At 60.1% G+C, this 12,583-nt stretch carries 9 protein-coding genes; 1 reads left to right on the top strand and 8 read right to left on the bottom strand.

Annotated elements, in window-relative coordinates; genetic code table 11:
• Positions 1 to 53: 53 nt before the first annotated feature.
• Positions 54 to 254, top strand: a complete 201-nt coding sequence (gene csrA, locus RHM65_RS23695; RefSeq protein ID WP_322168256.1) for a carbon storage regulator CsrA — start codon at positions 54 to 56, stop codon at positions 252 to 254.
• Positions 255 to 256: 2 nt separating this feature from the next.
• On the opposite strand, the gene RHM65_RS23690 is transcribed toward csrA, so the two are convergent.
• From RHM65_RS23690 to mnmC, 8 genes are all read right to left on the bottom strand, one after another.
• Positions 257 to 484 carry a YheU family protein gene (locus RHM65_RS23690; RefSeq protein ID WP_297844929.1) on the bottom strand — a complete coding sequence of 76 codons (228 nt, stop codon included), beginning with the start codon at positions 482 to 484 and terminating at the stop codon, positions 257 to 259.
• A 110-nt stretch (positions 485 to 594) separates the two neighbouring features.
• Positions 595 to 1,791, bottom strand: coding sequence for an osmoprotectant NAGGN system M42 family peptidase (locus tag RHM65_RS23685; RefSeq protein WP_322168257.1), 1,197 nt, complete (start codon positions 1,789 to 1,791; stop codon positions 595 to 597).
• A gap of 67 nt (positions 1,792 to 1,858) precedes the next feature.
• Entirely contained in the window at positions 1,859 to 3,607 is a 1,749-nt protein-coding gene (gene ngg / locus RHM65_RS23680) for an N-acetylglutaminylglutamine synthetase (protein ID WP_322168258.1), read from the bottom strand.
• A gap of 3 nt (positions 3,608 to 3,610) precedes the next feature.
• A complete protein-coding gene (locus tag RHM65_RS23675; RefSeq protein WP_322184109.1) occupies positions 3,611 to 5,383 on the bottom strand; it encodes an N-acetylglutaminylglutamine amidotransferase in 1,773 nt (590 codons plus the stop codon).
• Positions 5,384 to 6,112: 729 nt separating this feature from the next.
• Positions 6,113 to 7,189 (bottom strand): lipocalin-like domain-containing protein, encoded by a 1,077-nt coding sequence (locus RHM65_RS23670; protein ID WP_322168260.1) that lies wholly within the window; start codon positions 7,187 to 7,189, stop codon positions 6,113 to 6,115.
• Complete coding sequence (locus RHM65_RS23665; protein WP_322170811.1) at positions 7,179 to 9,659, bottom strand: ABC transporter permease; 2,481 nt, start codon at positions 9,657 to 9,659, stop codon at positions 7,179 to 7,181. Before RHM65_RS23665 ends, RHM65_RS23670 begins: the two co-directional genes overlap by 11 nt.
• A 1-nt stretch (position 9,660) precedes the next feature.
• Positions 9,661 to 10,329: an ABC transporter ATP-binding protein gene (locus RHM65_RS23660; RefSeq protein ID WP_322168261.1), complete on the bottom strand. Its 669-nt coding sequence runs from the start codon at positions 10,327 to 10,329 to the stop codon at positions 9,661 to 9,663.
• A 264-nt stretch (positions 10,330 to 10,593) separates the two neighbouring features.
• Positions 10,594 to 12,573 (bottom strand): bifunctional tRNA (5-methylaminomethyl-2-thiouridine)(34)-methyltransferase MnmD/FAD-dependent 5-carboxymethylaminomethyl-2-thiouridine(34) oxidoreductase MnmC, encoded by a 1,980-nt coding sequence (gene mnmC / locus RHM65_RS23655; protein ID WP_322168262.1) that lies wholly within the window; start codon positions 12,571 to 12,573, stop codon positions 10,594 to 10,596.
• Positions 12,574 to 12,583 lie beyond the last annotated feature (10 nt).

Raw genomic sequence — 12,583 nt, 5'->3', positions numbered from 1 at the left:
GGCAATCGGGCAGGGCAATCTGCTCTCTTTGTAACAAAAAGAGGGCAGGCAAAATGCTTGTATTGACGCGAGAAGTTGGTGAGACCTTCATCATCGGCAACAACATCACCGTGCAGATTCTGGCCGTGAACGGTAATCAGGTTCGTCTAGGAATCACTGCGCCCAAAGAAGTGAAGGTCAATCGTATGGAGGTGCATTACCGCATCTCCCGACGGCTGGCAGCGGAGAAATCATCACTGCCACCCACCCCATAACCTCAGTCGAGCCATTCTTTGGGTACGTCGCGCTTAAGCATCAACTGGCACTGCTCGCTTTCCGGCTCGAACACAATTACCGCCTGGCCTTTGCCAAGGGCGTGGCGCACCCGAAGTACCCGAGTTTCCAGCGGCGTTTCATCGCCGTTGTCGGTGCCGTCACGGGTGACGAAGTCCTCGATCAAGCGAGTAAGGGTGTCGGCTTCAAGTTGGTCGTAGGGGATCAGCATGGCGTTCTCACATGAATTCCCGGCGATGCTAACGCGCTTGGTACCGACAGGCTACAGCGGGTGAGGACCTTTCAGTCAAGACGGCGCCCAGTTTCGCGCCGCCCTACGGGTTAGGTCTCATCAGTCCTCTGCCCAACCAGGCTTTCCACCGCCGGCACGCGGGTATCAGATTCCATCTGCGCATCGTGTTCGATCTGATGGCTAAAGCGCTCCAGAGAACTTTTCGCCGGTTGCGCGTCGCTGGCAAACACCGGTGGGCTGAGGATGTACGCAGCTAACAACCGGCTCAATGCGTTGAGGCTGTCGATGTGCGTGCGTTCATAACCGTGGGTCGCATCGCAGCCAAAAGCGAGCAGCGCGGTGCGAATGTCATGCCCGGCCGTGACCGCTGAATGGGCGTCGCTGAAGTAATAGCGGAACACGTCCCGACGAATTGGCAGTTCGTTTTCGAGCCCCAGTTGCAGCAGGTGCCGGGACAAATGGTAATCGTACGGGCCGCCAGAATCCTGCATGGCCACGCTGACCGCGTGTTCATTGGAGTGTTGACCGGGCGCGACCGGGGCGATGTCGATACCGACGAATTCACTGACGTCCCACGGCAGCACGCCCGCTGCGCCGGTGCCGATTTCTTCGGTGATGGTGAACAACGGATGGCAATCGATAAGGGGTTCGGCGCCGCTGTCGACGATGGCCTTCAACGCAGTAAGCAGTGCCGCGACGCCGGCCTTGTCATCCAGATGACGAGCGCTGATGTGGCCGCTTTCGGTGAACTCTGGCAGCGGGTCAAAGGCCACAAAATCGCCAATGTTGACACCCAGCGACTCGCAGTCGGCGCGGGTTGCACTGTAAGCGTCCAGGCGTAATTCGACGTGGTCCCAGCTAATAGGCATTTCATCCACGGCGGTGTTGAACGCGTGACCAGAAGCCATCAACGGCAGGACGCTGCCGCGTATAACCCCGGTGTCGGTGAACACGCTGACGCGGCTGCCTTCGGCAAAACGACTGGACCAGCAGCCAATCGCCGCCAGCGAAAGACGTCCATTTTCCTGCACCGCCCGCACCGTTGCGCCAATAGTGTCCAAGTGCGCAGAGACGGCGCGGTCCGGGCTGTTTTGCTTGCCCTTCAAGGTGGCGCGAATGGTCCCACGCCGGGTCAGTTCGAACGGAATACCGAGGTCTTCCAGGCGCTCGGCGATGTAACGCACGATGGTGTCGGTGAATCCGGTGGGGCTGGGAATCGCGAGCATTTCCAGCAGGACTTTCTGCAGGTACGTCAGATCCGGTTCGGGGATGTTTGCAGGTGTCATGTGGTGGCTCCTAATACGAGACGACGTTGACGCGGCAAAATTGGCCAGATATTTGTGGTCTTGAACGTCAGCTGTGCGCGGGCAAACTGTGGGGGAACAACAGGTCTACAAACCGCTCGGCGGTGGGTTGGGGTTCGTGGTTGGCGAGTCCTACACGCTCGTTGGCTTCGATGAATACATACTCCGGTTGGTCGGCGGCGGGCACCATCAGGTCCAGGCCTACCACCGGAATGTCCAAGGCCCTGGCAGCCCGTATCGACGCATCGGCCAGCACCGGGTGCAGAATCCCGGTGACATCTTCAAGGCAGCCGCCAGTGTGCAGGTTGGCGGTGCGCCGGACCGCCAGACGTTCATTGGCCGGCAACACGCTGGCGTAGTCGTACCCGGCGTCGTGCAACGTGCGCTCGGTTTCTTCGTCCAGCGGGATCTTGCTTTCGCCGCCCGTGGCCGCGGAACGACGCCGACTTTGGGCGTCGATCAATTCGCCAATGCTGTGGCTTCCATCACCCACCACTTCAGCCGGGCGGCGGATCGCAGCAGCGACTACCTCAAATCCGATCACCACTACGCGTAGGTCCAGCCCTTGGTGGTAACTCTCAAGCAGCACCCGGGTATCGAAGGACTGAGCGCGTTCGATAGCCGCCTCCACCTCTTCTATCGTGTGTAAATCCACCGCAACGCCATGGCCTTGCTCACCGTCCAGCGGCTTGACCACGATGTGTTTGTGCGCTTCAAGAAAAGCCAGATTGTTGTCGGTTTCACCGGCCAACTGTTGCGCCGGTAAACGTAAGCCCGCAGCCTTGAGCGCGCGATGGGTCAGGCTTTTGTCTTGGCATAAGGTCATGCTCACTGCGGTGGTCAGGTCGCTTAATGACTCCCGGCAGCGCACCCGACGCCCGCCATGGCTAAGGGTGAACAAACCAGCGTCGGCATCATCGACCTGCACGTCGATGCCGCGTTTATGCGCCTCTTCGACAATGATTCGGGCATACGGATTGAAGTTTGCCTGCGGGCCAGGACCGAGAAACAAACGTTCGTTGATGCCATTTTTTCGCTTGATGGCAAAGGTTGGCAGGTTACGAAAACCGAGCTTGGCGTAGAGCTTTTTCGCCTGTTGATTGTCGTGCAACACCGAGAGGTCGAGGTAACTCAACCCCCGGCTCATGAAGTGCTCGATCAAGTGCCGCACCAATACTTCACCCACCCCAGGCCGCGTGCACTGCGGATCAACCGCCAGGCACCACAAACTGCTGCCGTTCTCGGGGTCGTTGAAGGCTTTTTGGTGGTTAAGGCCCATGATGCTGCCAATCACTGCGTTAGTACTTTCATCCTCCGCCAACCAGTACACCGGCCCGCCCTGGTGGCGCGGGGTGAGCAGCGCAGGATCGATGGGCAGCATCCCGCGCGTCAGGTACAAGGTGTTGATCGACTGCCAATCGGCCTCGTTTTGTGCCCGTCGAATTCGATAACCCCGAAACACTTTTTGCGCCGGGCGATAATCGGTGAAACACAGCCGCAAGGTGTCGGACGGGTCGAGAAACAGGTGTTGCGGCGCCTGCGCCAAGACTTGCTGGGGTGCGGCGACGTACAGCGCAATGTCGCGCTCGCCAGGCTTTTCGTTGAGCAGTTCTTGGGCCAGCGCGGCCGGATCGCGGTAGGTGTGGCCAATCAGCAACCGACCCCAGCCGCAATGCAGCGCGAGCGGTTCGGTGCCGAGGTTGCTGCCGTCTTCGGCAAGTTGTGCCTGCAGGCGTTCATAAGACGGCGATTGACCGCGCAACAGCCGTTGGCCAAACACGGAAGCGTTATGTTTCATGGGTCAAAGTCCTTGCTCGCTGAGCCATAGGTTCAGCGCCGCGAGCTGCCATAGCTTGGAGCCGCGCAGTGGGGTCAGTTGACCGTCAGGATCAGTCAGCAGACTGTCGAGCATCTCGGGCCTGAACAGACCACGATCCTGGCTCGGGTCGAGTAGCAGTTCACGCACCCACTTCAGTGTGTCACCTTGCAAATGCTTAAGGCCAGGGACCGGGAAGTAACCCTTTTTACGGTCGATGACTTCGGCTGGAATGACCAACCGAGCGGCCTCTTTCAACACCTGCTTGCCGCCGTCGGGCAGTTTGAATTTACCCGGCACCCTGGCAGACAGCTCGACCAGACGGTAATCCAGAAACGGCGTGCGCGCTTCCAGGCCCCAGGCCATGGTCATGTTGTCGACGCGCTTCACCGGGTCATCGACCAGCATCACCGTACTGTCCAGCCGCAACGCTTTATCCACCGCCGCATCGGCCCCCGACTGGGCAAAATGTTCGCGCACAAAGTCGCCCGCAGCATCGTTCGCGGTCAGCCATTTGGGTTGTACGGTGGCGGCGTATTCGTCGTAAGTGCGGTCAAAAAACGCGGCACGGTAGGCCGCATACGGATCACTGGCGCCGTCCACTTGTGGGTACCAGTGGTAACCGGCAAACAGTTCGTCAGCGCCTTGCCCGCTTTGCACCACCTTGCAGTGCTTGGCGACTTCCCGCGACAGCAAGTAAAAGGCGATGCAATCGTGACTGACCATCGGCTCGCTCATGGCACGGAACGCCGCCGGCAGTTGCTCGATGATTTCGTCTTCGTTGATTCGCAGTTGGTGGTGTTGAGTGCCGTAGTGCTGGGCGATCAAGTCTGAATATTGAAACTCATCACCGCGTTCGCCGCCCGCGTCCTGAAAGCCAATAGAGAACGTAGACAGATTCTCCACGCCCACTTCACGCAGCAGACCGACCAATAAGCTTGAGTCGACACCGCCCGACAGCAGAACGCCCACGTCCACCGCCGCCCGTTGCCGAATCGCCACCGCTTCTCGGGTGCTGTCCAGTACCCGGTCGCGCCAATCATTCAAGTTCAGATTGGCTTCATCGGGGTGTGGTCCGTAGGGCAGGCGCCACCAGACTTTCTGCTCCGATTTCCCGCGAGCATCGATGCGCATCCACGTGGCGGGCGGGAGTTTTTCAACGCCGGCCAACAGCGTGCGCGGTGAGGGCACGACGGCGTGAAAATTCAAATAGTGGTTCAGCGCGACCGGGTCCAGCAACGGGCTAATATCTCCGCCTTTGAGCAGCGCCGGCAGGGTCGAAGCAAAACGTAAACGTTTGTCGGTCCGGGACAAATAAAGCGGTTTGACGCCCAAACGGTCGCGGGCGATGAACAATTCTTCTGTGTCCCGCTCCCAGATGGCGAACGCGAACATGCCGTTGAGCTTGGGCAGTAAATCGGCGCCCCAGGCGTGGTAGCCCTTAAGGAGCACTTCGGTGTCGCCACCGGAGTAAAAGGTATAACCGAGGATTTCCAGTTCGGTGCGTAATTCCGGAAAGTTATAAATGGCTCCGTTAAACGCCAACGACAGGCCAAGAGAATGGTCAACCATGGGCTGCCCGGAGGCGTGCGTCAGGTCCATGATTTTTAGCCGACGATGACCGAGGGCAACCGGCCCCTGACAATGAAAGCCCCAGGCGTCCGGGCCGCGTGGGGCCAGTTGATGGGTAATCCGCTCAACCGCAGCGAGGTCTGCGGGTTGATGGTCGAAGCGTAGCTCACCTGCTAATCCGCACATAAAGTCCTTACCGGGTGTCCGTTGGGGAGGGCAGACGATGCGTCGCCTACACCAGAAACTGACCCGTGAGGTTTGCGAATGTTTTAGATCGATCGGGAATAAGACAGTTTTATAACTGTAGGAGCGAACTTGTTCGCGATGCGCTATTCCTGACACAACCGTCAGACGCCTCGCCAACAAGTTGGCTCTTATCAAACTGCTTTTTTATCTTTTAAAACAGTGGGTTGGCGCTGTGTTTTGTGTGTATATCCGGCATTTGTGGTTGCTGAAAGTAGGGTTTCGCTTTTACAGCGAGTCACCTTTTTCAAACGCCAAAAAGGTAACCCAAAACGCTTGCCCCACCATGCGGAACCTCGCTTAGGCTCGGTCTTCCCTCGCTCCGGCGTCGCTCCGGGGGTCGCCGTGAGCGGCCATCCCTGGCCGCGCACGGCTTACTCGGCATTCTTGCCTCGTCACCCCCTGCGCAACGCCTGCGTTCGGCCGCATGGTTTCACGGGGCCTCTTTCCGTAATTTGATATTCAATTCACTGGTGATTCTTCGGACCTATCGCAGCCTTCGACAGCTCCTACAGAAATCTGTGCAGCGCCAGAATCTGTGGGACCGAATTTATTCGGGAAGGCTTCCGACCTGACACACTGCAACCTCAAGCCATACAAAGTACCGCCCAGTTTGCTGCGAGACAGCGCGGCGTCGAAGACGTGGCGGACCCTCCTACAGGGGGTGGTGACTCAATACCCTGTCATCTCCAGGTATCCGATGCCTTTTTGATTGCCGGTTACGGTTACCGGGCCTTCCCAGTAGGGAATTCGCAGGTCCATCCAGGCTTTTGGGTTTAGCGCGGCGGTGACGATATCCAGCTGTTTGCCGGGGATTTTGACTGACCAGCGGGTGGGCATTTCATGGTCTGCGATGTCGCTGGTGGACATCGGGGTGAGTTGGATCTGCGAGCCGTTTAGCAATTGGGTCTTGCCGTCGGCGTCGATCCAGGTGCCAGTCACGTACGGCTCGCCGCTCTTCTGGCGCATGCGGTACAGCATTATTTGCGCGCCGCTTTCCAGGTGCACGGAAAACCAGTCCCAGCCGGTTTGATTGGCAGTCAATGGTTGGCTGCTCCATTCCCGATCGAGCCAGGCGGGACCGCTGACGTGGTAGGTTTTACCGTCGATGTCGAGGCTGCCCGACGCCTGAAAAAACGGCTGGCTGTAGTAATACGATGCTTGGCCTTGTTCGGATTTTTGACTAAATCCCTGCGCCCCTTGCAGGACCAGGGGCTGGGTCGAAGTGAGGTGCAATTGATAGCTGAACGACGGCCCTCGAGCGTGCAGTTGCATGTCGGTCAGCGGGTTGTCGCCGGTCGATTGGCTGTCGAATGTCCAATCGTCGATCCATGCCTTGAATGGCGCGCCGCTGACCCCGGCTTGCCCAACCCCGCCTCGGGCGTAGCGCTCGGCGGCGAAATGCTGAGTGGCCGAGGTGACGGCGGCGTGGCCCATCCAGAGGGTTTGATCGCCCCAGCCTTGTTGTTCAGGCCCGGCTTTTAGCGCACTGCGAAACAGCGTCCATTGCACGCCGAAATCGTGGCCTTGGTCATCCTTGAGGTTGGCGGTGACGTACCACCACTCGATGCGGAAACCATCATGCGGGCCGTGGTCCTCAGGAAAGCTGAAGACTTTGCCAGGAACCACTTGAGCAAACGCCGCCGCGTCGTTGCCCAGCCCGGCAAAACCGGTGGCCGGTGCCTTGTCGTCATCGCAGGCGCTCAATAACAGGACGCTCATCGCCAGCAGCAGCCAGTTAATCTTCATTGGCGAAGGTCCTCAGCAAATCCGCTGGGCGGCTGCGATACAACTTGATCAGGGGCCAAGCCGAGGCCAGCAGCGTGGCCAACAACGCCAACGCCATCAGTTGCAGCAGTTGCGCGGGGAATATCTGCAACGGCAGCCGCCAGCCAAAGGCTTGCACATTGATCACCGCGTCCAGGCACCCTGCCAACAGCAACCCCAGCGGCAGTGCAAGTACCAGTGTCAGCACCGCCAGCAGCCAGGTTTGCCCGAGGTTGAGCAGCATCAGTTGACGTCGGGTTACGCCCAGCGCCCACAGCGGTGCAAGCTGGCCAAGACGACTTTGGCTTTGGGTCAGCAAACTAATAAACAGCGCCACGCCGGCCACGCCCAACGTCAGGCTGTTGAGCGCGGCAGTGGCGGCGAAGGTGCGTTCAAAGACTTGGGTTGACCAACCCTTGAGTTGGCTTTGGTCGACGATGCGATTGTCTTCCAGCGCAAACCGCGACTGAAGGTCATGCACCAGCGCCGGCACCGAGGCCGGGGCGATGCGCAGATTGAATCGGTTGGGCGACAGGTGCGGCCAATAGCGCAGCAGGTGTTGAGCGTTGACCAGCAAATGGCCCTTGGGATTACCGTAGTCGGCGTAGATCGCGACGACGCGGGGCGTCCAGTGGCCTTGAGGTGTGGGAATCGTCAGTTGATCACCGACCTCGACTTTCAACCGTCGCGCCAGTTGTTCGCTGAGCATCACGGTGTCGTCCTGAGCCAGTTGATCCCAAGGATCGCCCGCTGCCGATTGCAGCAGCGGCCAGTGTTGACGATAGGTGGGGTGGTCGATGACCCCGAACAGGTCTGCTGGCCAGCCCTGCAACTGAATCGAAACTTGCCAGTTGGGTAGCACTGCAGTGACTGACGGTTGGCTGCTAAGCCAGGTCTGCATGTCCCGTGCCTGGGCCGGGTTTTGCGGGTTGAGGTACAACTCGGCGGTCAGGCGTTGCTCCAGCCAGTTGGTAAAGGTCTGGCGGAAACCAGAGGTCATGCTGCCCGCGCCGATATTGGCCGCCAACGCCAGCAACAGCGCCATCAACGCCAGGCTCAAGGCGGGTAACTGTTGGCGGCAATCGGCGAGAAACCATTGACCGAGAACCGAACGGCTTCGCCCCAGTAGCCGATTGAGCAGGGCGTTGAGCAATACCGGCAGCCCAAGCGCGGCGCCGAGCAATAAGGTGCCCATCAGTACAAAACCGCTGGTCAAACTGTCGCCAAAAAGTAACGCAATCAACGCCACCAGCATCGCCAACCCTGCGACCCAGGCTTGTCGACGCAGCCAACGGCTGTGCGCCTGGTGCCAGGCTTGTGCATTGGCCAACGCCAACAACGGCATGCGGGCGGCGCGCAACAAACTGTTGGCCCCGGCCAGCAGCGCGCCGAGCAGGCTTAAACCGACTCCGCTGGCCCACCACCACGGGCTCAAACTCAACTGTCCCGCCACTTCGGCGCCGTACAAGCCCCGCAGGCTGGCGGCGACATCGGGCAACAAGACACTGGCCAGCACATAGCCGCTGATGACCCCGGCAATCCCGCCGAGCACGGCCAGGCAACCCAGTTCGACAGCCAGGCTGATGATCAACAACCGGGCGCTGACCCCGCACGCCCGCAGGGTTCGCAACAGGCCCCGGCGTTGTTCAAGGGCCAAACCGATGGCGGCGTGGACGATGAACAACCCCACCACGAACGATAGGAACCCCAAGGCATCGAGGTTCAGGTGAAAGCTTTCGGTGAGGCGCTCCAGGTTATTTTCTTCGCCACTGGTTTTAAGGATCAACTGGCCCATCAGATTGGCCGGTAACACCGGTTTGTTGTCCGCGAATGCCTTGGGCAATAGAAGCCGGGAAAGCTGTTGCGGCGCGTCTAGCAGGTGTTGCGCGAAGCCGATGTCCACCAACAACAAACCGGGCGCCATGTCGGTCTGACTGTGCAGCGGTGGCAAGGTGCGGCCGCTGTCGGTCAACGGCGTGTCACCTTCGTGAAAACCCAATGCCAGTAAGGTCTGCGGCGCGATCCAGGTGCTGCCCGGCGCGCTGAAAAATCCGACCATCTGCGCAATGTCTAAGTCTTTGCCCGCCACCGCCGCACCGTCGGGCAGCGACAGCGGCTCGATGCCCATCAATTGCAGGCGTTGGTCTTCATGACCTTTGAGCGTCACCCGCGCCTGCAATACCGGTGACACCGGCCAACCCGCACGGCGTAGGCTGATGAACAGCGCTTGAGGAAAGGTAGCGCCATTGGGTGCGCTGAGGCTGGCCTGAGGTTCGCCGCCGATCAATTGGCTGGCACGTGCATAACTTTCCCGCGCCTGACTGTTCAGCGCTTGCACCCCCGTCAGCAAACTGGTCGCCAGCCATAGCCCGGTGAGCACGCTGAAAAACTGCACTGGGTGCCTGCGCCAATGGCTCAGCAGTGCACGCAATGTCCAATAAAAAACCTGCACGTTAGCGTTCGCCTGCAGCGGCCAAGCGCCCGGCATGCAGCACCACTTTGTTCGCCAGGCGAGCGGCGATACGCGGACTATGGGTCACCATCAGGAGGCTGGTGGGGCTGTCCCGGAGCAAATCGAGGAGCAACTGAAGGACTTCATCGCTGGTGGCTTCGTCCAGGTTGCCGGTGGGTTCATCGGCCAACAATAAACCGGGACGCGAGGCGAGGGCGCGCCCCAGGGCGACGCGTTGTTGTTGCCCGCCCGAAAGTTGTTCCGGGTAGCGTTTGAGTAAATCGCCGAGCCCCAGGCGCTCGATCAGTTGCGCTTGCCAGACCGGATCGAATCGACCGGCCAGGCGTGCTTGAAAGGCCAGGTTGTCTTCAACCTTGAGGCTGCTGATCAGGTTGAATTGTTGAAATACCAGGCCGATTTCGGTGCGTCGCCAGTGGGCAAGTTGGGTTTCGTTCATCTGGTCCAGCCGATGGCCGCCGATACGGATGACGCCGCGATCAACGTTGTCTAGCCCAGCGACCAAGTGCAACACGGTGCTTTTACCGCTGCCTGATTCGCCCATCAATGCGAGGCTGCTGCCGTGTTCAAGGTTCAAATCCACCCCCTGCAACACCGCCAATGGACCTTGTGGCGTGGGGTAACTTTTGAACACGGCTTGCACTTGCAGCATGGAGGTTCGCCTGGGCAATTGGGGTGGGGAGAGGATAGCTGGTGTGGGGTTTAGTGGCATTGATTTTGGTGAAAACGCGACTTGGTGGCGTCTGATTCGCCGCTTTCGTCGGCAAGCCACAGTCTCTATGTTTGTCTGCGGTACTGTGGGAGCAGGCTTGCCTGCGACGGGCCTCTTGCCGACGTTTGATATTCAATTCACAGGCGACCTGCGGGCGGGAGGCCATCTGTAGGCGTCAATCGCGCAGCGCCAAAAACAACCGCCTCACGCCTTACCCCGTATCAACCCTCGCAACGCAAAACGATTCGGGTGACAGGCTTCGGCGACGCTGCGGGGCAGTGGCAGCGGTTCGTTGTCCAGCCAGGCGGCGAGCAGTTCGCCGGACAAGGGGGCGGTGATCAATCCCCGAGAACCATGGCCGCTGTTGACGTACAAACCGTCAAGCCACGGGCATTGGGTATCCGGTACTTGGCGGGCGTCTTTGCCCAGCACGGCGTAGGCCTCGACGAACGCGTCTTTGTCCGCCAGCGGCCCGACGATGGGCAAGTAGTCCGGGCTGGTGCAGCGGAAACCGGCGAAGCCGAGCAAGTCCTCGGGGGCTAAGGTATCGGCGCCGAGGCGTTTCACCAGGTCGACAGATATTTCTTGCAGCAGTTGCAGGTTGTCCAAATGGTCGGCGGTGGTGGGCGTCAGGTCATTGCTCTTGAAGTTGAAACTGGCGCCCAGCGTGTGTTCGCCAGAGCGGCCCGGTGCGATGTAGCCTTCAGCGCAGACCACGGTACTCAGCGCCGCACTGGCCGGGGTTTCAGTCAGTCGGGTGATTTGTCCGCGAATGCGTTTGAGCGGCAGCTCGGCGCTGGCTGGAAAGCGCTTGACCTCAGCGGCCCCGGCCAACACCACCACCGGTGCCTGTTCCAGCATATGCTCGCCGGCCCACGCTTGCCAACGTTCGCCATCACGGCGCAGTTCCAGCACATCGTGGTGGGTGAGCAATTGGATGTTCGGGTGCAACGCTTGGAGTCGGCACAGCGATGGCGGGTTGACCCAGCCACCTTCGGGGAAAAACAAACCGCCGCAGGCCAGGGTGATACCGGCTTTCGCCTGGGCCGTCGGCAAGTCCAGCAGTTGCAACAAGTCGGCAGGGAATGCCTCGGCCAACTGTGCCTGACGCTCGGCTTCCTTGTCATTGAACCCCAGTTGCAACACGCCGCAAGCGTCCCAGTCGAGGCCGCGTTGCAGGCGCTCCAACAGCCGCCGTGTATGGCCGAAACCACTGACGATCAGCTGCGACAGCGCGGTGCCATGGGCGGACAATTTCAAATACAGCACGCCCTGTGGATTGCCCGAGGCTTCCTGGGCGACGTCGTTGTGACGCTCCAGCAAACTCACCTGCCAACCGCGTGCCGCGAGGCTGGCGGCGGTCGCGCATCCTGCCAGGCCTGCGCCAATCACCAGCGCTTTACGTGGGCCAGTGAAGGGCGCAGGACGGGCGAACCAAGGCTTGGCCGCCAGCGGTTTAATCGCATCGTCCGGCCAGCCGACAAATGTCCCGCGCAGCACTTCCCACTTGTGGCCGATCCCCGGTGTGCGTTTCATCTTGAACCCGGCGGCGTTCAATGCCCGACGCACCCAACCGGTGCTGGTAAAGGTGCTGATGGTTGAATCAGGGGCTGCCAGTCGCGCCAGCTCGGCGAACAGTTCCGGGGTCCACATGTCCGGGTTTTTTGCCGGGGCGAAGCCGTCGAGGAACCACGCGTCGATCTGCCCGTCCAGTTGCGGCAGCATCTCCAGCACCTCACCGATCAACAGGGTCAGGGTCACTCGCCCGCCATCGAATACAAACTGCTGGAAGCCTTCATGCACGGCCACGTACTGCGTCAGGAGTTGATCGGCAAAGACGGTCAGTTCCGGCCACAAGCGGAGGGCGCGTTGCAGGTCGCTGTGGGTCAGCGGAAACTTTTCAACGCTGACGAAATGCAACCGAGCTTCGGCCGGGGCGCACTGGGCAAACAGCTGCCAGGCACACAGAAAATTCAGCCCTGTACCAAAGCCGGTTTCACCAATGACCAACCGCGCGCCTGCCGTTAACGCCGTGAAGCGCTGCGCCAGGTTGTTCTGCTTTAGAAAGACGTGGCGGGTTTCATTGAGGCCCGATTGCGTCGAGAAATAGACATCCGAAAACGCCGGCGAGTGGGGGTTGCCCTGTTCATCCCATTCGATCTGGGCGTTGCGGGTGAGGGTCATGGCGGGCTCG

Source organism: Pseudomonas sp. CCI4.2 (genome assembly GCF_034350045.1).
GTDB lineage: Bacteria > Pseudomonadota > Gammaproteobacteria > Pseudomonadales > Pseudomonadaceae > Aquipseudomonas.
Note: the sequence above shows the minus strand (reverse complement) of the source record. Positions and strands in the feature narration are given on the sequence as shown.